Raw genomic sequence first — 21,774 nt, 5'->3', positions numbered from 1 at the left:
TTCCAGGGTTCAGCTTTCAGACCGTGCGGGGGAGGACGCTCCGACGCAGAAGCGTATGCGCTCGGTGAGAAGCGGGATCGCGCAAATCGGAAGGTTTTTCGCAGGGTGAGACATTCGGCGCGGGATTGTCCGTCTCGTTCCATCGCAGCCGATGGGGTGCCCTTTCTCGGACCATCCAGAACGTCACGGGATAACAACCGCGCCTATCGCAAAACGACCTGCCGACCCGGCACCGTGCCCCCAGCCTCCCGCCTGCCGGACACCCGAAATGGCGCAAAGCCTCCCCATTGGCACACCCGACGCGGCACTTCCGACTTCCGCGTTCCCACTTCCGACTTCGCCACCGCCCCTCAGGGCATGAGGCTGCGCAGACGCTCCATCGCGGTGCGCCCGATCTCGAGCGGCACGCGCAGGCCCTGCATCCACAGCCGGGCGTCGTTGCGACCCAGCCGCTCCAGGCGGTCGATGTACGGCACATTCACGATGAGCGACCTGTCCAGCCGCGCAAAGGGCGGCATCGGCAGCGTCTCCTCAAAGGCCCCCAGCCTCCGGCACACCAGCACCTCGGGCTTTCCCGCCACCAGCACGCGGGTGAAATCCCCGTCCGCCACCAGCACGCGCATCGCCCCCACGGGCACCACCTGCGACGACGTCGTCGAGTTCAGGCAAATCTGGTCGCCCGAGTCCAGGGGACCCGCCCCGCCACCCTCCTGCAGCCGCACCAGCCGCTGCACCGTCGTCGCAAAGCGCGCCGCCGTCACCGGCTTCAACAAGTAATCCGCCGCCTCCACCGCAAACGCATCGATCGCGTAGTGCGGCCATGCGCTCACAAACACCACCGTGGGCCGCCAGCTCAGCCCGCGCAACAGCCGGAAGCCATCCGACTCGCCGATCTGCACGTCGAGGAAGATCACATCCGGCCGCAGCCGCCCGATCTCCTCCCGCGCCATGTCGACGCTCGACGCCTCGCCCACCAGCTCCAGGTCCCGGTGTGCGCCGATCCAGCCGCGCAGCAACCGCCGCTCGACCTCCACGTCATCGATCACCATCACCCGGATGCTCATTGCTCGTGCGCCTCCTTGTTCTCAATAATTTCGAGACGACTAGCCCCCTTGCGCTTGTCATGGCAAGTCAATACGCACCCCGCCAGCAACCGGTCGCAGCACCGCCCCAACCCGGGCGAAATTTCGCGTGCATTCCCTATTTCCGCAACTCCCACCATCCGCCGGATTCATGGAGTTCCGCTTGTCTCCAATCGCGCCAACTACGCGTCCTCCAGTGTTCCGGTCGCGGCTGAAAAAAATTCACCATCCAGCCGGACACGCGGAAAATTTCTCCGCCATTCCGTCCGAAGATTAGCCGCTGCCTGCCCGGAGTAGCGATTTCGTCTCCTTCTGGCATTGCCAGCGGCCCGCCTCAGGCTGAACTGGCTTTTCCAAGCCTCATTCCCTACCTTCGGAATAAGCAATCACCCGTCGCTCCCCAAACCGCATGTCCCTACCCGCCCTGCTCTGCATCGCCTCCGCCGCCGGCTTCCTGATCTGGATCATCGCCCTGGTCTCACACCTGCGCAGGACCGATTACTCCGACACCGACAAGATCGTGTGGACCATCGTGCTCTGCACCCTGAATTTCCTCGGCGTCATCCTCTACTTTTTCCTCGCCCCCCCGGGAGACCAGCGCGTCCTGAGCGAAGCGGAACTCAAGGAAAAACTTAACCGACAATAAGCCCCGCCGCACCCCGCAGTCTCCCGCTACTTCCTGACAAGCCTGGCCCGCAAACCCGACGACGGGGCGAGCCACGCTCGAGCCATCGCCGCATGGTGCCAGCGATGAACCTGCCGTTTCGCGCAACCGAGCGCCTAGGCATTCACTTACCCGCCGAAAAATTGCGCCCTCTCCCGCACGCCCTTCCCTCGGAAATCTCCCGCCGCCGCGTTGCGCAACCCGACGCGCAGGCAAACACTTACCCCCCTCTCCTCCCTGCTCCTGGTAGCCCTCGCCAGCCTGTCCCTCGACCGAAAAATCTCCCTCCGCTCTCCCCGCCGAGCGGGGGCGAAGCCCACTCCCCGCCCCCCACTTCTCCTCCACTGGAAAAATAACGCTGGCAAAACCCGCCCGGCTCGCCCCTATTAGCAGGCCGCATTTTTGTACCCGTGACCACCGCCCGCTTCCTGAAGACCTCCCTCGCCGCTGCCGCGCTCGGCCTCGCCCTGCTCCTCGGAGCCGGGTGCGCCTCCGTGAGCGTGAAGGAGTCCAACTGGGTCATGGAGCCTCCGCGCCTGCCCAGCCGCATCTATGTCGCCCCCTTTACCATTCGCGATGACGGCATGCGCGTCGACCGGCAGGGGCTGGATCTCTACGAGTTTCGCCAGCAGTTCGCGCAGGATTTCGCCGCCGCCCTCGCCGAGCGCCTGAATAAAAACGTCGCCCCCTCCCAGGCTGGCCCGCCGCCGCCCCAGCCCGCACCCGGCACCTGGGTCATCACCGGGGAATTTGTCCGCATGAACCAGGGCAGCCGCGCCCTCCGCGGCCTCGTCGGCCTCGGGTTTGGCGGCACGAAGATGGAAACCATCACGCGCATCTGGCAGATCGGCCCCGGCGGCCAGCCCGTCATCATCGGCGGCATCATCACCGTCGGCGGCTCCGGCGCAGCCCCCGGCGCGATCCCCAGCGGCCCGTACACCGGCGGCCCCACGCTCGTGCTCACGGCCTCCTCCACCGGACTGTCCTTTGACGCCAAGCGGTCCGCCCGCATGATCACCGCCACCATCTCCGAGAAGCTCACCGCCATGGGCTACAATCTCCCCACCAGGCCCATGCGCCCGAAGCGCCTCGGCTCCCTCCCCATCCTCTAGCGGGCGGGGTTTCCCAAAAGGCCCCCGGGCGGCATACGCCCTCCCTCCGCCATAGGTCCTGGCTCCACCACGCCCCCGCCTCACCGCAGCCGCGAGGGCGCGTGAAAACTCAGTCACTGCCCCCGGGCAAAAAAATCGCCCCTGGCTCTGAGCGCGAAAGACGTTCCTCAGCTCCTGCACGCGACCTATTGACTAGGTATTCACTTACCCCGGCCTGTCCGAAGCAGAGGGTCTGCGGCCCGCCCCTGCGACGAGCCATCATGACGGCCTGAGCAACCAGACGCCTAGGCAAACACTTACCCGCCATCCCCGCGCACCACTCACCACCCCGACCGTCCCGCGAGATTCCCGCCGGGCAAGGCTCCTTTCGGCAACCTGTCGCCCAAGTATTCACTTACTCCCGCGCCTCCGGCTCCCGCCCGCCGGATAGTCCCTCCAGGCAACCAGACGTCCAGGTATTCACTTACCCCCAGCCTGTCCGAAGCGGAGGGTCTGCGGCCCGCCCCAGCGACGAGCCACCATGACGGCCTGAGCAACCAGACGCCTAGGCAAACACTTACCCGCCATCCCCGCGCACCACTCACCGCCCGTCCCGCGAGATTCCCGCCGGGCAAAGCCCCTTTCGCCAACCTGTCGCCCAAGTATTCACTTACTCCCACGCCCCCGGCTCCCCGCCCGCCGGATAGTCCCTTCAGACAACCAGACGTCCAGGTATTCACTTACCCCGGCCGGCTCTCATCCCTCGTCGCCCGCCACCCTAAGCCGCCCCCTTGCCTTCCGTCCGAGGCCCGCCGCCTCGCCCACCGTCCCGAAGATTTACGCCACCTGTTGACTAGGCATTCACTTACTCCGGCGACGCACCTCGCCCCAAGGCCTGAAACCATGCCGCGCCACGGGCTGCAACCCACTGCCCAGGCGTTTACTTACACCGCGCCCTCCCCCCAGGCATCGCGACCCTCCACCGCTTCCCTCATCGATGGAAGACCGCGCCTTTTCGGAATACCACCCGCCGCCCGCGATTCGCCACACAACCGACTGACTAGGTGTTCACTTACCGAGGGAGGCCGCGTGCCCGGCGTCCCTCCAGACGGCCCGACCGCCGCCCACGCAACCAAGCGCCCAGGCAAATACTTACTTCCCTGCCCGCGAAAGATACGCACCGGGCCACCCGCTCCTTCGCCGCCCGCGCCCCGCCTCTCTCATCCGCGGGTCGCGAGGGGATCGCCCCCTCTCTTGCGCAAGCCGCCGCCAGGAGTTCCTCTCTCCCCGCAGGGCGGCCAGGTCGGGGTCGGAGTGCCGCGCAACGTCATTTCGCCAGACGCCAGGGAAAACCCCGCGCCCCCGGGGCCCGTGCCGGGAGCCACCGGAATCAACCCCGGTTCATCGGGGGAGGAGGGAAAAAATTCCCACGACACCCTTCTCCGCCCGGGTGTCTCCGTTCTCGTACGAGTTCGTTCCTCCGGGATCAGGCAACACCCGCGCGGCCTCAGGAAAAATCCGGCAGGCTCCGGCCCGCACCGGAAAATATCGCGGCATATCGAGTCAATACCGCCTTCGCTGGTTGCACAACGTCGCCCCGGCGGCTGGAAATCCGAGCCTCCGCAACGCCCTGCAACCAGGGACATGGTAATATATCGTCGTAAAAATACGAACCCAACCAATTGCATGAAAAGAATGAGGATTTTCGGGCCTTTTTCTGTTGCGATTCGGTCTCACGATGGTAAACCCCGAAGCCTCGGCTGCCGAAAGACACCGCCGCGGAGGCGATCAGGATCTGGCGTATTTCCTGCTCCTTCCGCCACCGGACTGTCCTGCCAAACCCGACAGCCGCCCGCTCACGTCACCTATGAAAAGCCTGCTGCCATTCACGCCGTCATCGCGCACTGAAACCCTCCGTCGCCGGACCCCCGGCACCCGCTCCCGCCTCCTGCTTGCAGGCGCGGCGGCCGCCGCTCTCTCGGCATTACCTGCTCCCGCCCATGCCGACGCGGCCTTTCACTACCTCGCGCGCCTCGGCTTTTACGGCACCCAGGAGTACAACAACCCCTGGGGCGGCAGCACGACCTACGTGAGCCACTACATCGACGGATTTGTCTATACCGGCACGTCCGATCGCTTCAACTACGGGTCCAACAACGGCAACGCCGCCTGGGCCGCCACGGCCGACGGCGTATCGCGCCGCATCGGACTCTACAGCACGCGGGAGTTTTCCACCTACTCAAATCTCCAGGTCTCCGAGATCAAGGGCCTCTCCGCCAACGGCTACGTCGCCGGCACCTCCTACCGGTACGACGACAACTCCAACAACAACGGCAAGGCCGCCTGGATCGCCAATGGCCTCACGGGTGAAACCACCCGCGTCGGCCTTTACCAGGGTGCGGAATTCACCAGCAGCACCAACCAGCAGACCAGCGAGGTCGTCGGCATCACCTCCACCGGCTACGCCGCAGGCACCTCCATCCGCTACAACGGCGCGACCAACACCGGTCTCGCCGCCTGGGTGGCCGACTCCACCGGCACCACCACCCGCATCGGATTTTACGACCAGGGCGGAGGCAACGAATTCACCAATGGCAGCGGCATCCAGCGCAGCGAGGTGAGCCAGGTCACCGCCGACGGCTACATCGCCGGCACGTCGCTGCGCTACAAGGGGTCCACCTTCGACGGCTACGGCCAGGCCCTCTGGATCGCCAATGCCGCCACCGGCGCGACCACCCGCATCGGCCTCTACCAGGGTTCCGAGTTTCACACCTCCAACGACTACCAGTATTCCTTCTACGACAGCGGCAACAGCACCGGCGTCGGCCCCGTCACCGGCATCACCCAGCGGTTCAACAACTCGGCGAGCACCTGGACCAGCTACGGCTACGCCACCTGGGCCGTCAACCACGCCACCGGCGAGACCCTCCGCACCGGCCTCTACGACCAGGGCGGCGGCAATGAGTTCACCTCCAGCACCGGCAGCCAGCAGAGCCAGACCAACCTCTGGAGCGCCGCAGGCGTCGTCGGCGGCTACACCTACCGGTACAATGGCACCAGCACCCAGCTCGGCTATGCCGCCTGGATCGCCAATGTCAACACGGGCCTCAACACCCGCGTCGGATTCTACGACCAGGGCGGAGGCAATACCTTCACCAGCGACACCGGCTACCAGTTCAGCTTCCTCGGTTCGATGAATGCCACCGGCTACGCCTCCGGCTCGTCCAACATCTACAACGGCGGCAGCACCCAGCTCGGCTCCGCCGCGTGGTTCACCAATCCCGACGGCGTCACCACCCGCGTCGGCTTCACCGACGGAGCCTACACGGCCGACAACGGCGCGCAGCTCAGCGGCCTGGCCCGTATCTCGACGAGCGGCTACATGGCCGGCATGTCCGCCCGCTACTCCGGCACGAACCAGATCTCCCGCGACGCCTGGGTCGGCCACACCAGCAACCCCACCGCCCTCACCCGTGTGGGCCTCTATGATCAGGGCGGAGGCAATACCTTCACCTCCAGCTCCGGCCAGCAGTACAGCGACGTCTCCGGCGTGCTCAACAACGGCACCGCCTTTGGCACCGCCCTCATCTTTCACGGTGGCAGCTCCGACAGCGGCACCGCCACCTGGGCCGCCAGCCCGACCGGCACATCCACCCGCATCGGCCTTTACGACCAGGCTGGAGGCAATACCTACACCAGCGACACCGGCTACCAGTATTCCTACATCGGCCAGTACAACGACAACGGCTTCATCACCGGCACGTCGTACCGCTACAATGGCGAGTCCGACCAGTACGGCCAGACCGCCTGGCTCTACAACTCCTCGACCAACGAGACCGTCGGCTTTGACATGAGCGTGCGCGCCAGCGACGGCTACGGCGTCTCCTCCATCGTGCGCCTGCTCGACGACGGCTCCGCTCTCGGCACGTTCAACCTCTTCAACGGCGACACCGACCTCGGGCAGCGCTCCTTTGCCTACCTCATCGGCATCGGCACCTTCATCCTCGATGAAAGCGTCGACGTGAACCTCGCCTCGCTCAACTGGCAGAACCTCGGCACCGCCTTTGCCCTCAGCCAGAGCGGTCTGCTCCTCGGCGCGGCCCAGACAAACAACCTCGGCTACGGCGCCTACCTCCTCCAGGCCACCGCCGTGCCCGAGCCCTCCACCTGGGTCCTCATCGGCCTCGGCGTCGCCGCCTTCCTCGTCCTGCACATCCGCCGCCGCTCGCGCCGCCAGGACGCCTAGTCCTCCGCTCCACGCGGGCGAGGTGCGGAACCCTGTCCCACACTCCGCCAGCGCCGGGTGACACCCGCCCGGCGCCCATGCTAATCGCGCTCCGCCGTAATCCCGGTCCCGCAATGCATTGACTCCCCCCCCGGCACCAGACGGCAAGGCACGCTCAAACGGAACGCCACCCCCCGGCTACCATCGAGCCGACAAAGAAAGCTCCCCCCTCGGAAATCCTCCCTCCCCCGCCGGTCGCGACACAAACCCCGCGCCACCCAAGCGCCACCCGCGACGCTCCCGACACCCCGCCGAGCGGTCCCGCTGAAGCTCGCCCCGTCCCCGCCGAACCCCCTTTCTTCCTCCAGCACAACCTGTCGCCTAAGTATTTACTAGCCGCGAAGTCAGTTCTCGCCCCTGCGGCCACTCCCCCCTCGGGAACACCTCCTCACAACCCGACGCCCAGGCGTTTACTTACCGCCGTCCTTGCAGGGCGAGATACCTCCCCTCTGCGCCCATCGCCGCTATCGCCACCCTGCGAAGCCGCGCCCTCTCACGCAACCTGACGCCTAGGTATTCACTTACACCGCATCGGGAATCCGCCTGTCGCCCCGCTCCCCTCACTCTTCGAAAGCCCCCCGCACGCCGCCAACCCATCCGCACCAGCTTCCACGCAACCAAGCGCCTAGGCGTTCACTTACACCCCAACAAAAATCCCTTCCGCCCTCGCTCCCCGCACCCTGGGAAGGCCCTCCCTTCCATCACGCAACCAAACGCCTAGGCAAACACTTACCTCCTCCAACACAGCGCACCTCCCAGCGCTAGCCGTTCCGTTATCCCGCCACGCCCATCCCAGGGAGCGAAGCCGCTCCGAATGATCCCTCGGCAGAACCGCCCCCTTCACTTCCAAACCCCAACTCTCCCTCGTCGCAGCCAACCCATCCGCACCAGCTTCCACGCAACCAAGCGACTAGGCGTTCACTTACACCGCAACGAAAACCCTATCGTCCGCGCTCTCCGCACCTGGGAAAGCCCCTCCCTCCAATCACGCAACCAAACGCCTAGGCAAACACTTACCTCCTCCAACACAGCGCACCTCCCAGCGCTGGCCGTTCCGCTATCCCGCCACGCCCATCCCAGGGAGCAAAGCCGCCCCGAACGATCCCTTGGCAAAACCGCACCTTTCCCTTCCCAATCCCCGACTCTGCCGCGCCGCAGCCAACCCATCCGCACCATCTTCCACGCAACCAAGCGACTAGGCGTTCACTTACACCGCAACGAAAACCCTATCGTCCGCGCTCTCCGCCCCCAGGGAAAGCCCCTCCCTCCCATCACGCAACCAAACGCCTAGGCAAACACTTACCTCCTCCAACACAGCGCACCTCCCAACGCTGGCCGTTCCGCTATCCCGCCATCCCAGGGAGCAAAGCCGCTCCGAATGATCCCTTGGCAGAACCGCACCTTTCCCTTCCCAACCCCCGACTCTGCCGCGTCGCAGCCAACCCACCCGCACCAGCTTCCACGCAACCAAGCGCCTAGGCGTTCACTTACACCCCAACAAAAATCCCTTCCGCCCTCGCTCCCCGCACCCTGGGAAGGCCCTCCCTTCCATCACGCAACCAAACGCCTAGGCAAACACTTACCTCCTCCCACACAGCGCACCTCCCAGCGCTGGCCGTTCCGTTATCCCGCCACGCCCATCCCCAGGGGGCAAAGCCGCCCGAACGATCCCTTGGCAGAACCGCCCCCTTCACTTCCAAACCCCGACCCTGCCGCGCCGCAGCCAACCCACCCGCACCAGCCTCCACGCAACCGAGCGCCTAGGCGTTCACTTACACCACGGCAAAAATTCCCTATCGTCCGTCCCTTGCCCTCCAGAAAACCCCTACCTCACCCCGCGCAACCAAATGTCTAGGCAAACACTTACCTTTTCCGAGACTACGCCGACCATGTGTTCCTCGCGTTCAGGAGCCACGCGAACGCGAAGCCAAAGGTCCCAGCAGACTGCTCCCTCCGCTCTGGTCTCTGGATCACCTGCCCGGCCCACTAATCATTACCGCAACCTGACGCCTAGGTATTCACTTACCACCGGGTGACAGGAGCCTCGCATCATTCCTCACCGTTCGGACACACCCCACGCAACCGGGCGTCCAGGCGTTTACTTACTCTGCCCCCGCGACCTCCCGCACGATGGGAAAACTGCGGCACCGGAAACACCCCATCGCGCCCGCTTGTCTCCCGCCCGCGCCAGTGCAAGAGTCCCCCATGGCCGGAAAAAACCCCGCACCGTTCTCCACCCAAGCCCAGGCCGAGCAATACGACCAGCGCTTTGCCAAGCTCGCCGCGATGCGCGACGCCGCGCACCTCCTCATCGCCGCCACGCTCTCCGACCTCCCCGCCGATGCCCGCATTCTCTGCGTCGGCGCGGGCACCGGGGCCGAGATCCTGCCCCTCGCCGCGCGCTTCCCGGGCTGGACCTTTACCGCCGTCGACCCCTCCGGCCCCATGCTCGACGTCTGCCGCACCCGCACCGCCGCCTTCGCAGACCGCTGCACCTACCACCACGGCTACCTCGCCACCCTGCCCGCCGCGCGGGAATACCACGCCGCCACCTCCATCCTCGTCTCGCAATTCCTCACCGACCCGGCGGAGCGAATTGACTACTTCCGCACCATCGCCGCGCACCTCCGTCCCGGCGGCACCCTCATCGTCTCCGACCTCTCCACCGGCCCCGGCGGCGCAGTGGGCGAGGCTCTCATCGACGACTGGATGCGCCTCATGCTCCTGGCCGACCAGACCCCCGAGCAAATCGCCAACCTCCGCACCGCCTACCAGACCCACGTAGCGATCCTCCCCGCCGCCGAAATCGCCACCCTCCTCACCCGCGCCGGATTCGAGCCCCCCATCCCCTTCCTCCAAACCAGCCTCATCCACGCCTGGCATACGCGCGTCGCGGAGTAAATCCCGCCGACCCTCGCAATCTGGCAGCGCTCTTTTCTGATAAATGCCCCACTGCTCGTCCTCATCGTGACCTTAGGTTCGGACGCTTCGCCTCTCTCACGGACTCGGGCACAGTGAAAGATCACCCAGTTCCCGCTATAGCGTCAGGATCACGAAATCACGGCAGCCCTCCGCCAAGCCATCCACCGCTCTACGCTTTCATCTCGCGCCAGCCAGCCCTTAGCTTCCTTAGCTTCCTTAGCTTCCTTAGCTTCCTTAGCTTCCTTAGCTTCCTTAGCTTCCTTAGCTTCCTTAGCTTCCTTAGCTTCCTTAGCTTCCTTAGCTTCCTTAGCTTCCTTTGCTTCCTTTGCTTCCTTCTGTTCAACCCTGCCTTGGCGGCCTTCCCCTTTGTGTCCTTTGCGACCTTCTGTAAAAATCTGTCTTAGTCCTCCGCCCGGATCAGCCGGGTCGGGTAGACGCGCTCGAGGATGATCGGGCTGAAGAAGGTCGTGGCCAGCGCCATGAGGACAAACATCGTGAAGACCGCCGGGGAGATCACGCCGAGTTGCAGGCCCACGTTGAGGATCACCAGCTCCGTGAGGCCGCGCGTATTCATCAGCCAGCCCAGCGCCGAGGCCTCGCGCGGCGGCATGCCGCCCAGAGTCCGCGCCGCCACGAGGACGCCGCCGTACTTGCCCAGCGTCGCCACCAGGATCACCAGCACGCACACACCCGCCGCCTGCCAACTCCCGAGCAGGCCGATATTCGTATTCAGCCCGCTGTAGGCGAAGAAAATCGGGAGCAGGAAGAGCGAGACAAAGTCGTGCGTCTTCTCGCGCAGGCTCGCCGTCACCGCCTCGTTGTCGCGCGGCACGATCACGCCCACCAGGAACCCGCCAAAGATCACGTCGATGCCGATGCGCTGCGTCGCATAAGCCGAGAGCAGCACGGTCACAAACACCGCCGTGAAGACCCCCGGCGTCACGCTGCCCGACGAGCCTGCGAATCTCCGCATCAGCCACCCCGCCAGCCAGCGCCCGATCGTTAGCATCGCCGCCGCAAAGAGCACGATGCCCACAAAGGTCGGGATGGCGGAGTCAATATTATGCAGCTTCACCACCGCGATCGCCACCGCCAGCAGCGACCACGCGCAAATGTCATCCACCGACGCACACGCGATCGCCATGCTCCCCAGCCGCGTCCGCGCGATCCCGAGGTCCGACAGCATCCGCGCCAGCACGGGAAACGCCGTGACCGACAGCGCCGCTCCGATGAAGACCGCCAGCGAAACATAGCTCACCCCGCGCTCGGCATTGAACGGCATCACCACCAGGCACAACGCAAAGCTAAGCAAAAACGGCACGACCACGCCCGAGAGCGAAATCCCCAGCGCCCGCGACATCTTCCCGCGCAGCACCTTGAGATTCACATCCAGCCCGACGAGGAACATGAAGTAGATCAGTCCGATCTCGGCCAGCACATAGAGAAACGGCTTCACCGCCGCGGGAATCACCCCCGCCGCCACCTGCGGGGCCACCCAGCCAAGGAAGGACGGCCCGAGCAGGATACCCGCCACCATTTCCCCCACCACCGCCGGCTGCCCGCACCGCACAAAGAGCGCCCCTACGATCCGCGCCAGCCCCAGGATGACGCTAATAGCCAGCAGCAGTTGCAACAAAAGCTCGGGAGTCATGGAAGGTTAAGGAAATCTGGTGATAAGGATTCCACGGGAATACTCCAGGCCTGCACGGACCACTCCCGCACCCCGCCCACAAGCCTCCATCCCCCCGCCCGCGTCAAGCCGCATCTCACGAACAAAGGGGAGTTTTCCGCGGTTCCGCTTTCAGACTTCGCGCAAAGGACGGCCCGCCGTGAACTCCCCCCCACGCCGGAGGAACGGACACGGAAAGGCTGAAGGCATCTTTACAGGAGGTCGCAATGATCCGCACCGCATCACTCCGCTCCCGCCCCACCGTTGCCCTCGCGCGCGCGACTGCATGGACGCGGCAAAGACTGGGCCGCAAGGAAGTCAGCGCCGGAAGCCCAGGGGTCTCTCTCCGCGCTGGCGGCGAGTCGAGTTCCTACCTCGATATGAGGGACCTGCGGCGGAGGGAACGCCACCCCATCAAACCGAGCACACCGAAGCCGAACAGCGCCCAGGCCGACGGCTCGGGAACCACTCCGACGCTGGCAGACGTCACCCGGAAATCATAGGAGTCGCCCCCGACCGAGTACATGGAGAAGTAGGTATTGGCACCGATATTGAGGCTGCCCTGAAAAAGGGCAAAGTACGTGCCGGGAGTGACTGCCGCATTGGGAAACGTCCAGGACGCGGCCTGGTCAATTCCGATATCGATCTTCTTGATCGCCGTATCATCGGGAGTCGTGACGCCGATCGAAGCACTCGGCACCTCGGTATCGACGTAGAGATTCAGGAACCCGGTATCATCATTTGCCACCCAGGCATAAGGGTCCAGAGTCGCCACGTAGGTCCCCGCGAGGCCGGGGCTCGTGATGGATGTGAAAAGCGAATGAGCGGAAGCAACCTCGTCCACCCAATTATTCGCCGTACTGCTGAAGTAAGATTCCGCGCTGGAATAATCCTCGCTGACCAGGAACTGAAACGTCAGCGACTGCCCGGACGTGTAGCCCAGCTGCGCGACATCGGAAACTGCGTTGATGGTGAAAAGCACGGCTGAGCGGGCCGACGCGACGGACATCACGAGCACCGCAAGTCCGATCATGCAGAGACGATTCATGCCGCGCACGCTAAGCATGATTTTTTTCGAAAACAAGAAGTTTCAGGAATTCTTTGCTTATATTTTCCTCAGGATTCCCAGATTCAGAATATTCGCCACTTTGCGATCTTCACCAGGCATGCGCGGGCGCATCCGGCGATTGGTTTTACCGACACCCGCCCGCATCACTCTATCGAGCAGCACTCCAACCTAAGGCCGCCGCGACTTCCCGGATGCTCCAGCGCCGCAAGGCGGAGACTTAGACATCGCACCGCGCCGGATTCATGGAGTTTTCCTCCGGATTCATGGAGTCGCCTGCTGTATTAGCGGATTCCCGGTTGACATGGCTTATTGCATTTCCTAGAAGCCCCCGCAGGGTTTTCGTTAATAACAAACAACCAGCAGAAAGACCTAAAGATATGCCTTATCTCGGTGAGATCAAAATATGGCCAGTGCGATTTGTCCCTGAAAACTGGCTCCCCTGCGACGGAAGACTGTTGAAAGTTCAGGAACATCAGGCGCTTTTCAGCATCATCGAAAACACGTATGGAGGCGATGGCCGAAAGGACTTTGCCCTGCCCGATCTGCGCGGGGTCTTTCCGATCGGGTCCGGGACAGGTTCGAGCGGCACGCGCTATTTAATGGGCACAAGGGTCAGTCAAGAGACGCAGAGCGTCGTTAATCATGTCACCTTCGACGTCCCGCTCCCCGAACATACCCACAAGGCGGAGTTTACCTGGGAAAACGCCCCTTCGGACCCGGTTCAAGTCGTGGTTAACAATGCGGCCAACTCCTCGGCAAGCCCGGGCGGCAATTATCTGGCGGTAGCCTCGGGAAGTGGAAATCCCAAGGTCTACGGCGCCAAGCCGACCGCCAATCCCCCGGCCACGCTCGCCGGTGTCTCCGGAGGTACGGGCGGAGGAATCAAAAGCGGCACCGTTACCGTAAGCAAAGAAGGAATACCCAATGCGAAGGCGGCGGTGGATGTGACCTCGACCTTCAAGATGCTCCCCCCCTATCTGACCCTGGGATTCATTATCTGCGTCGAAGGAGGAGACTACCCTCCCCGTCGAGAGGATGATTCCATGATGCCCTAGGCAGATTTCGACATTCACCCTGCGAGGTGAATCGAGGAACAGGCCGCCCCGCCGGCTGCCAGACATAAGCGCCCCGTGGAGCAGGAGCATTGCATGTATCTCCTGCTCCCACGCCATCGGCGGCCCCTCTCGCCGCCCTCGGGGTAATCGCTGTCGACCCCATTGGAGCGCTCTGGAGCGAATGAACAGCGCCGATGAATGCTCCGGACAAGATCGCCGCGTGAATCTGCGACGCCATGGAGGAAGCCATGGCCGGTCATTCCCATGTCGGGATCAGCCAAGAACGGCAGAGGCGTCACCCATTGACCATCGGCATTCCACGCGCTGCCCCCGGCGTCTCCCTCGCAGCCATCTGGCCAAACCTTTCACCGCCTCCCGGTGCAGGAAGCGTCCACAAAATCGGCCCGCCCAGCCCTTCGCCCGCCCGCCTGACAACGCGCGGTCTTTCCCTAATACCTCCTCCAGAGATCATAGTCCCGCTCGCCGGGATACCTCGGGGTTCCGATGCCCGGGGTCGCAGCAGGCGCGCCGGGAAAGCCCGGCATGTCCTGGGGCATTCCCGGGCGGTTGCCCATGCCCAGCCTCGCCCGCACCATCTCCTGCTGCCGCGTGGCCGCGAGCTGCTGCACGACCTCCGGGTTGGTCTCGATGATCTGCCGGGCATGCTCCCCGCACACGATCACCTGCGGCGGGATGCCCGCCTTTGTCAGCGCCTCGAGGTAATCGCCCAGGGCCGCGCCCGTCTGCGACTCGCCCTCCTTCTTCAATCCCGAGAGCGTCTTGTCCAGCGCCGTGAGCCGCGATGTCGTCCAGGCCGGACAGTCCCCCAGCAGCCCAGCGCGATAGGCCAGGACGCGCCAATACACCACCAGCTCGCCCTTCTTCTCCGCCAGCTCGAGGATGCGTTGCAGGTAGTCAAAGGTCATCTCGCCCTTCTGCGGCGGGAGGCGAAAATCCTCCGGCAGATCGAGGTAGCTCGCGACGACGAGCGGCAGGAGCAGCATCTTGTACGTCGACACCTCCGGGTCCTCGTCCGCCCGCGGACGGCACGCCGCCTCCACCGTCGCGGCGGGCACCTGGCCGACCTGCCGCCGTATTTCCTGCAACCTCTCAAATTCCTTTAACGCCGCGCGGCCGTCCCTCCACAGGCCGTACTTTGCATCAAAATCCCTCAGCCTCCGGATGGCCGTATCGACGTCCTCGAGCGACTTCAGCGAATAATTCACCCAGCGCACTTTCGTCGCCTCGGCGTAACGCTCGAGCACGGGCGAGCGCGGCATGAGCGAAACCCACTCCGTGCTCTCGATGAGGCCGTCCAGCGCCTTCACCGCCGCGTCGTTATCCTCCGCGCGGACCGCCGTGAGATAGTCGCGCCATTTTGAGACGAGGAGGACCGCGCCGCGCTGGCGCTCCATCGAGGCCGGGTCCCCCGAGGCGGGCAGCCGGTCGAGCTTCACCGCCAGCGTCTCGAGATCGGCGGGGGTCTTTGCCGCGAGGCAGGCCCGCCCGACGCCGGCCAGCAGCATGGCGCGGGCGTTGTCGGGCGCCGCGCCATCGGCAGCCCAGGCCGATGCCGCCACGAGCAGCCAGGCCGCGCCAGGGAAGACACTCCGAAACATGCGGGAAGAGCGCACTCGCCTCCCTCGTTAGCGACCCACCGGGTACGGCACGGAGACCGGGTATGGCCTCACCTCCGGAGCCTTTTCCGCCGCCTCGGCATCCTGGGGGTGCTCCTTGCGGATCGCCTCCAGGCGGGCCTTCGTCTGCTCGATCGGAATGTTGTCGCCCGTCTGCGAGATCACCCGCTTGTAGGCCTGGATGGCCTCGCGGTACATGCCCGCCGACTCGTAGTTCTGCCCCTGGATGAAGGCCGTGATGGCCTGGGAATCGCCGGTGATCCAGTTTGGCGTCTGGCCGTTGGCAAAGGCCACCTGCCGGTAGGCCTCGAGCACACGGGCCGTCGTCTTCCAGTCCCCCTTGGCACGCGATGCGTCATTCACCCGCTGGAGATAGACCACCGGGGTGTCGTCCGCCTTGGCCGGGTACGCCGCCTCGATCTCGAGGTATTTTGGCAGGAATGTCATCAGCAGCTCGAGCGTGAGCGGCAGCACATCCTGCCCCTCCTGCCCCGCGTAGCGATTCGTGCAATACGAGAAGGCCTGCCCATACAGCCCGGCCTCCGCCTGCTGCTTGGCGTCGATGACCTGGCGCAGCGCGCGCAGCCGCCCCTCGATCTGCGGGTTGGACATGTTCTTGTCCTTCAGCTCCGCCGTCTGGCGGTAGAGCGCGTCGAGATCGGCGAGCTTTTTGCCCTGCAGGCTCGGGAGGGGATCGCCGACGCGCGACTTGTCCACGCCCAGCTCATCGATCCGCTGGAGGATCTCCGAGCGCGGCACAAAGGGGTACGACGAGGTATCCTGCGCGAGCTTTTGCAATACCGTGCGCGCGGCGTCGATGTTCTCGTTGTTCTTGTTTGCGAGGTAATCCTGCCACCGGCACATGAATGTCACCGCCGCGCGGGCCTGCTCGACCTTGCGCTGCACGGCCTCGGAGGAGTTGTAGTTCCGCCCGAGGCTCAGGTTGCTCAGCTGGATGATGGCATCGTCGAGATCCTTCGGCGTCTTTGCCGCAAAGGTCGTCTTCATCGCCGCGTCGACCTGCGCCGTCGTCTGGTCGATCACGGCCTTGTCCCGCGCCTCCGCCTGCGCCTGCGCCGTGGCGAGGATTTTCGCGCAGAGCTTTTGCACATTCTCCGAGGGCGCCACCGCCTGCACCTGGTTGAGCGCATCCTGCAAATTGCTCACCCCGCCGCCCGAGCTCAACGCCCGCCGCACCGTCGCAGCGGCCTGCGTGACGTAGTATTGCATCTCGCGCGAACGATCCGCCGCGGCACCCGTGCCCGCGTCCTTTTGCTGCTCCTTCACCGCAGCTCTCACGGCCGCGTCGAGCTGCGACACCAGATCGTCCGTCGTCTCGGTCGCCGCCGCATCGGTCGTCTTTTCATCAGCCGCCCGCGCGACCGGGACAGCAGAAACAGCCAGCGCCGCCACCAGCGCCCAGGGGAATAAGGCTTTCATATAAACAGAGCGCGATTTCTAAGCCATCCCCGCCCGGAAGTCGAGAAATCCCACCGCCCTCCCACGGCAAAGGGAGCGGGGGACGGCGAGGTTTCCGTGGTTCCGTTTTCAGACTTTGCGCAAAGGAAGGGCCGCCCACGTCCCCACCCCGGGCGAGAAAACAGGATTCAGCGCGCCAGATCTCTCATGGATGAGTTGACCGAGGAAATAACAGATGGCAGGAGAAACGTATGGCGAGGAAAACAGGCGACTTGAGTAGTTCGTTGAAATGAAAACACACACGCATACTGGCTCCTTTTTCATCACTTTCGGCCCCCGCTCTGTCAGACAATACCAGCAAATGCCGCAGCGCCATGAGTGACATCGCCACGTTGGAAAAACGAATCGACCTGGCCTTTCCTGGTCGAGAGAAGCATATCGACGAAGAAGACTGCGGAGAATTACGACATGCTATTTCCCGTCTGGATGACGCCTCGGTGAAGAAGATTCTTCCTGCCTTGCTCGTTGATATTCTCACTGTGTCTCAGTCGGGAGGCTCCCGTGACGACGACTTCGTGATTTATTTCCTGGATGGCCTGAAATTGGATGAAGCGAATCCGGAAGAGCGAAGATTTCGTCAGAAGCTGGCAGACCGGACCTTTCAGTCATTCACAAAAGAACAGAGATCGGTCATTTCGGAGTGGCTGAGTGCGGTGGCTGATTACGAGTTCATCAAGATGTGCGAAGAAGACTATCGGTCTGCGGTTTTGTACTGGGAAAGGGCCCGATCGGAGATACGCCAATGAAATGCTTAAAGGCCGCATCCGCGAAATCATCGCGCCCCGTCTGAAAACTCGCCGTCTCTCCTAAATCTTCCCGAGCCGGTCCCGTATGCCGCGCTGCACGGACTCGTGAATGTCGCCAGGGAACCCTCGCGGCAGATCGCCCGCCACCGCTTCACCCGCCTGCCCCGCTCTCGCGGCCACGTCGTCCAGCACATCGCGAGCCAGCGAAGCGGGCACGCCCGCCTTTTCCGCCGTCTGCACAAAATGCCGCCCCTCGATGTAGCCCATCGCATAGTGTTGACGACCGACCGCCATCGCGAGCTTCATCTCCTTTTTCAAAATCTGCCCGGCGTCGCGCGCAGGCTGCGCCGAGAGCACGTCGTAGAAAGGCGTGAGCTGAAACTGCCCACCGGCTCCGAGGAAAATGCTGAAGTTCTTCGCATGTCCATCCGTCGCCCCCAGCAGCCAGAAAAGCACCTGCGCCTTGAGAAAGAGCCGTATGTCCTGCTCCGGCGTATTGCTCGCCTTCAGGAGCTTGAGGATGTCCACCATGCCCGGCCCGCCTTCGCTCTGGTACTTGAGCGTCGGAGGGACGGAGAGCGCCTGGCACATATCCTCCTGCGGCAGCCGGAGCAGACGCCCGTCCGACGTCCAGCGCCGGTCAAACCGCGTCACCACCAGCGCCCGCGTCTTCCCAAAGGTCTGCATCTTCGCCTCATTCACCGGCAGCCCGTAGGCCGCCAGCACCCGCAGGCAGTAAAACTCGTTTTCAATGCTCCGCGAAAGGTCGATGCCATTTCGCAGCTTTCCCATCGCCTTTTTCAGGATGTGCGTCGTCGGTGTGGTCCCCCGCGGCCTCCACCACCGGCCCTCATGAAAGAGCAGCGCCGTCTTTTCCTGCGCCCCTGCCACGGAAATGCGAAAGTCCCGGTCCCGATCCATCCCTAGCGGAGCCTCCGCGAGATTCTGCAGCATCGCCTCGATCTCCCGGGCCGTCACCGGCTCGCCCTCGATGCGCGTCGTATCCGTATCGACTGCCACCTCCTCGGAAACAAATTGCAGCGCTCCCACGCAATCCCGCCCGATTTTCGACAGCAGGCTGCAGGCATCCGTGCCCCGCGCACCCACACGCTCCGCGACCCTCCGCCGGAGCGGCTCGGAATCCGGCAGCAGATTTTCAAAGACCGCAGAAACCGCGTCTCCCCGAAAGGGCTCTTCTTGCAATGGCATCGATAGCGAGATGGGAATCGCATCTTTCCGCCGCAACCAACCTTCCGTGTAACGAAACTCGATGGCGCCGCCAGGTTTCTTTACGAGAAACCCAAGCTCAGCATTATTGAGCAACACTCGCAGCGGCAAATGAGTGTGTTTGCGTGCCACTTAAAAGTTCCTTTCGATATCTGCATGCAGGTCGCGAGACCGAGGCACAATTTGAAACTCAAGATCCAGCGCTGCCAGGATCGATAGCAAGGTATCAATACGCGCTCCAGATTCTCCATTTTCTATCAGCGATACGGTCACCTGCCAGATCCCGACTTTCTCACCCAACTCCTTTTGAGTAATTCCCAACTTCTTACGCGCTCGCCGAATGACCGCCCCTATCTGTTTGGTGTTTCTAGCCAGGTCTCCCATTTCACAAAATATATTAAAAACCATATAAACTTAAAATATATGGAAAACAATATAAATTTAATTTATATGGAAAACATTATACGAACACCGTATTTAACTCGTTTTCAGTGCCTTATGAATACACAAAAACCCCCGCCAGAACAATCACGCCGCTCCGCTCGTCGCGCAAAGTCTGAAAACTGAACCACGGAAAACCAGCAGCACTTGCTCCTTTTCGCGACCTTCTGTTCAACCCTGCCTCATCCTTTGCGACCTCCTGTAAAAAGCCTTCTGTCTTTTCCCCTTCGTTTCCTCCGCTCCCTTCTGTTTATTCCTTCTGCCTTCTTCTTTGTGTCCTTTGCGACCTTCTGTAAAAATGCCTTTCCGTCCTCCTTCGCTTTCTTCGCTCCCTTCTGTTCAACCTGTCTTCTGCAAAGCCCGGCGAAACTCCCCTTGCACGGACTCCGGCGCGTCGGCGTAGTCAATGCCCGCGCGGTCCGGGTACTCCTCGGCCAGCCACTCCGGCCAGCCCTCGGGATTCGGCACCCGCCCCTTCGCCGCCGCCGGCTGCTGCGCCCGCCTCGCCCGCGGCGCGTCGTCCCAGATGAGATTCTTCGCCCCCTTCGTGATGCTGTAGGAGATCACCTCCACCGCCCGCTCGGGACCCCGCCGCGCGCACTCCCGCAAGAGCGCCCGCTCCTGGCCGCGCGACATCAGCGGCCGCCCCAGATCCGCCAGATGCAGCCGCCACCCCCGCCACGCTTCCCGGAACGCCACATCCTGCCGCAACGCCTCCCGCGCCTCCTCCCCCATCGGCGGCGCATTCCCACCGTTGGCCACGCGAGGCAGTCCGTAGTCCAGCGGTCCCCGCGCGACACTTTCTCCGCCAGCATCCTCTCCACCGCCCTCCAGCGACGCAGCGCCAACGAGCACCGACTCTCGCATTTCCGCCGAAAGTCTCTCGGGATCAAACGAAGCATCCACTCCAGCAGACAACATGCCCGCCCCTTCTGTTGAAAATCGTCCGTCAGCGTCCGCCCCATCCGAAGCGAAAGACGGCAGGTTCCGAGCCGCACTCAGCGGCTCCCCAGCCAGTGGCACAGAACCGACTCCGCGCAATGCTCGCCCGTTTTCACGCGGCGCCTGCGCACCGTCACGCGAGGCCTCTCCCTCGACGCGCTGCGATTCTTCCTCCAGCGAAAGCCCGCCGACAGCGAACGAACCCTCCGGTAACGAATCCACGTCCGGCTGCGACGATACCACATCCGCCCCGAGTGGCCCTTCGTCACATCGAGACTCCCCGCCATCCCGCAGAAGCGCGTGACTTTCGCGCAAAGGCGGTTCCTCACCGCGAGGCGCACCTCGCTCGTCGACGCGCTCCGGCCCCCGCCTTTCCCGTCCAGCCTCCGAGTCAGGAGGTAAGGCATTACCTGCTCCGCCCGGCGACCTCTCCGCCTCCGTCGAAAACCTCCCGCCCTCGACCGAGGCAGCGCTTTCCGCGAAACCGGAATCCGCTCCCGGCCGAGCTTCCCCGCCAGAGGGTGCAGGCTTCCCATCCCGAGGCAAGACATCGCCGCCCCTGCCCTGGCGTTCCCCGCCGACAGGCGCAGATTGTTTCCCTTCCGAAACCACTTCGCGAGAGCGAGAGAGCGAGGGCACCCCGGCGCTCCGCTCCGCAGGCCCGCCAGCGCGCCCACGCACAACTCTCTCGCGGTTGGGTTGGGTCCGGTTCTGTTCGGTCTGGTTCTGTTCTGTACTGTTCTGTGTCGCGTTACGTAACGGTGACATAACCGTTACATCGGCGTTACGTAACGGTGACGTAACCGTTACACCCCCGTTACATGCCTGCGACATCTCCGTGACATCACGATGACCCGCCTGAGACATCGCCGCGATATTCGCGCCCTGCGATGGCGCCACACCCGCGACCTCGTCGCCGCGCGACGGGGGAACATCGCGCTTCTTCTCCCGAAAACGCCGCTGCCGCTCGCGAATGCCATCGCGCAGGTTCACCAGCCGCCCCGCGTAATCCCCCCAGTTATGCACCCGCCGCCCCTCATCCAGCCACCCGGTATCCAGCAAGGCCTGCAAGAACTGCTCCGCATCCCCCTCCCACTCCGCCACGGCCGCCAGCTCCTCCGCATCGAACCCCGACAAATCCCCATCCGGCGCGAAATCCAACGTCCACCACCACAGCAGATGCAAATGCCCGATCACCGCCGCCTTCGAAATCCCCAGCCGCAACGCCACCCGCCGCGTCTTCGGATGCCGCGCCATCTCCTGATGTGATTCGATCCAAGCCATATCCCCACACCTTAAAGTGTATACACCCTCAGTGTCCACTCTGGATTTTTTGGGTAAGGGAGAGGCTGCCCGCGCATCTTCGTCCGTGCCCGGCCACTTGATCTTTTGCCAAAAGCCAAAAAACGCATGCTTATTGCACTAGACAAGCATAGCCCCCATTTTGGAAACTTCACCTTTCTCA

15 protein-coding genes are annotated in these 21,774 nt (G+C 63.6%); 7 read left to right on the top strand and 8 right to left on the bottom strand.

Features of this window, described 5'->3' with window-relative positions:
• Positions 1 to 350 precede the first annotated feature (350 nt).
• Positions 351 to 1,064: a LytR/AlgR family response regulator transcription factor gene (locus TSACC_RS04910; protein WP_075078273.1), complete on the bottom strand. Its 714-nt coding sequence runs from the start codon at positions 1,062 to 1,064 to the stop codon at positions 351 to 353.
• A gap of 427 nt (positions 1,065 to 1,491) precedes the next feature.
• On the opposite strand from TSACC_RS04910, the gene TSACC_RS04905 reads away from it, so the two are divergent.
• The 5 genes from TSACC_RS04905 to TSACC_RS04885 all read left to right on the top strand — a co-directional run bounded on the left by TSACC_RS04905 (position 1,492) and on the right by TSACC_RS04885 (position 10,023).
• A complete protein-coding gene (locus tag TSACC_RS04905; RefSeq protein WP_075078272.1) occupies positions 1,492 to 1,728 on the top strand; it encodes a PLD nuclease N-terminal domain-containing protein in 237 nt (78 codons plus the stop codon).
• A gap of 428 nt (positions 1,729 to 2,156) precedes the next feature.
• Positions 2,157 to 2,858, top strand: coding sequence for a DUF4410 domain-containing protein (locus TSACC_RS04895; protein WP_075078270.1), 702 nt, complete (start codon positions 2,157 to 2,159; stop codon positions 2,856 to 2,858).
• 1,429 nt (positions 2,859 to 4,287) lie between these two features.
• Positions 4,288 to 4,488, top strand: a complete 201-nt coding sequence (locus TSACC_RS21665) for a hypothetical protein (RefSeq protein WP_153811277.1) — start codon at positions 4,288 to 4,290, stop codon at positions 4,486 to 4,488.
• A gap of 87 nt (positions 4,489 to 4,575) precedes the next feature.
• Positions 4,576 to 7,083 (top strand): PEP-CTERM sorting domain-containing protein, encoded by a 2,508-nt coding sequence (locus tag TSACC_RS04890; RefSeq protein ID WP_153811276.1) that lies wholly within the window; start codon positions 4,576 to 4,578, stop codon positions 7,081 to 7,083.
• A gap of 2,244 nt (positions 7,084 to 9,327) precedes the next feature.
• On the top strand, positions 9,328 to 10,023 hold the full coding sequence (locus TSACC_RS04885; protein WP_075078268.1) for a class I SAM-dependent methyltransferase: 696 nt from the start codon (positions 9,328 to 9,330) through the stop codon (positions 10,021 to 10,023).
• Positions 10,024 to 10,444: 421 nt separating this feature from the next.
• On the opposite strand, the gene TSACC_RS04880 is transcribed toward TSACC_RS04885, so the two are convergent.
• Together TSACC_RS04880 and TSACC_RS04875 are read right to left on the bottom strand one after the other, a co-directional pair.
• Entirely contained in the window at positions 10,445 to 11,695 is a 1,251-nt protein-coding gene (locus TSACC_RS04880) for a cation:proton antiporter domain-containing protein (protein WP_075078267.1), read from the bottom strand.
• A 388-nt stretch (positions 11,696 to 12,083) separates the two neighbouring features.
• Positions 12,084 to 12,779, bottom strand: a complete 696-nt coding sequence (locus TSACC_RS04875) for a PEP-CTERM sorting domain-containing protein (RefSeq protein ID WP_153811275.1) — start codon at positions 12,777 to 12,779, stop codon at positions 12,084 to 12,086.
• Between the two features lie 245 nt (positions 12,780 to 13,024).
• Between TSACC_RS04875 and TSACC_RS04870 the strand changes: the two genes are divergently transcribed.
• The gene (locus TSACC_RS04870; protein WP_084400197.1) at positions 13,025 to 13,837 is read left to right on the top strand and encodes a phage tail protein; all 813 of its coding nucleotides are present in this window, start codon (positions 13,025 to 13,027) and stop codon (positions 13,835 to 13,837) included.
• Positions 13,838 to 14,286: 449 nt separating this feature from the next.
• Here the strand turns inward: TSACC_RS04870 and TSACC_RS21660 are convergent, their stop codons facing one another.
• Positions 14,287 to 15,456: a hypothetical protein gene (locus TSACC_RS21660; protein WP_075078264.1), complete on the bottom strand. Its 1,170-nt coding sequence runs from the start codon at positions 15,454 to 15,456 to the stop codon at positions 14,287 to 14,289.
• Positions 15,457 to 15,483: 27 nt separating this feature from the next.
• Entirely contained in the window at positions 15,484 to 16,914 is a 1,431-nt protein-coding gene (locus TSACC_RS04860) for a hypothetical protein (protein ID WP_075078263.1), read from the bottom strand.
• 353 nt (positions 16,915 to 17,267) lie between these two features.
• Here TSACC_RS04860 and TSACC_RS04855 point away from each other — a divergent pair, with 353 nt between their 5' ends.
• Positions 17,268 to 17,699, top strand: a complete 432-nt coding sequence (locus TSACC_RS04855) for a DUF6714 family protein (protein ID WP_075078262.1) — start codon at positions 17,268 to 17,270, stop codon at positions 17,697 to 17,699.
• 60 nt (positions 17,700 to 17,759) lie between these two features.
• Here TSACC_RS04855 and TSACC_RS04850 read toward each other — a convergent pair whose 3' ends face one another.
• From TSACC_RS04850 to TSACC_RS21445, 3 genes are all read right to left on the bottom strand, one after another.
• The gene (locus TSACC_RS04850; protein ID WP_075078261.1) at positions 17,760 to 19,058 is read right to left on the bottom strand and encodes a type II toxin-antitoxin system HipA family toxin; all 1,299 of its coding nucleotides are present in this window, start codon (positions 19,056 to 19,058) and stop codon (positions 17,760 to 17,762) included.
• Positions 19,059 to 19,334 carry a helix-turn-helix domain-containing protein gene (locus TSACC_RS04845; protein ID WP_202815909.1) on the bottom strand — a complete coding sequence of 92 codons (276 nt, stop codon included), beginning with the start codon at positions 19,332 to 19,334 and terminating at the stop codon, positions 19,059 to 19,061.
• Between the two features lie 372 nt (positions 19,335 to 19,706).
• Positions 19,707 to 21,593 carry an ICP22 family protein gene (locus TSACC_RS21445; RefSeq protein ID WP_153811274.1) on the bottom strand — a complete coding sequence of 629 codons (1,887 nt, stop codon included), beginning with the start codon at positions 21,591 to 21,593 and terminating at the stop codon, positions 19,707 to 19,709.
• Between the last annotated feature and the right edge of the window lie 181 nt (positions 21,594 to 21,774).

It is taken from the genome of Terrimicrobium sacchariphilum, from assembly GCF_001613545.1.
GTDB classification, from domain to species: Bacteria; Verrucomicrobiota; Verrucomicrobiia; order Chthoniobacterales; family Terrimicrobiaceae; genus Terrimicrobium; species Terrimicrobium sacchariphilum.
This window is presented reverse-complemented; position numbering and strand designations above follow the sequence as displayed.

Bases quoted from the DNA above. Each gene is read 5' to 3' on its own strand.
- TSACC_RS04845 (WP_202815909.1), bottom strand. From the start codon at position 19,334: ATGGTTTTTAATATATTTTGTGAAATGGGAGACCTGGCTAGAAACACC.
- TSACC_RS21445 (WP_153811274.1), bottom strand. From the start codon at position 21,593: ATGGCTTGGATCGAATCACATCAGGAGATGGCGCGGCATCCGAAGACG.
- TSACC_RS04870 (WP_084400197.1), top strand. From the start codon at position 13,025: ATGGAGTTTTCCTCCGGATTCATGGAGTCGCCTGCTGTATTAGCGGAT.
- TSACC_RS04905 (WP_075078272.1), top strand. From the start codon at position 1,492: ATGTCCCTACCCGCCCTGCTCTGCATCGCCTCCGCCGCCGGCTTCCTG.
- TSACC_RS04860 (WP_075078263.1), bottom strand. From the start codon at position 16,914: ATGAAAGCCTTATTCCCCTGGGCGCTGGTGGCGGCGCTGGCTGTTTCT.
- TSACC_RS04880 (WP_075078267.1), bottom strand. From the start codon at position 11,695: ATGACTCCCGAGCTTTTGTTGCAACTGCTGCTGGCTATTAGCGTCATC.
- TSACC_RS04885 (WP_075078268.1), top strand. From the start codon at position 9,328: ATGGCCGGAAAAAACCCCGCACCGTTCTCCACCCAAGCCCAGGCCGAG.
- TSACC_RS04910 (WP_075078273.1), bottom strand. From the start codon at position 1,064: ATGAGCATCCGGGTGATGGTGATCGATGACGTGGAGGTCGAGCGGCGG.
- TSACC_RS21660 (WP_075078264.1), bottom strand. From the start codon at position 15,456: ATGTTTCGGAGTGTCTTCCCTGGCGCGGCCTGGCTGCTCGTGGCGGCA.
- TSACC_RS04855 (WP_075078262.1), top strand. From the start codon at position 17,268: ATGAGTGACATCGCCACGTTGGAAAAACGAATCGACCTGGCCTTTCCT.
- TSACC_RS04890 (WP_153811276.1), top strand. From the start codon at position 4,576: ATGGTAAACCCCGAAGCCTCGGCTGCCGAAAGACACCGCCGCGGAGGC.
- TSACC_RS04875 (WP_153811275.1), bottom strand. From the start codon at position 12,779: ATGCTTAGCGTGCGCGGCATGAATCGTCTCTGCATGATCGGACTTGCG.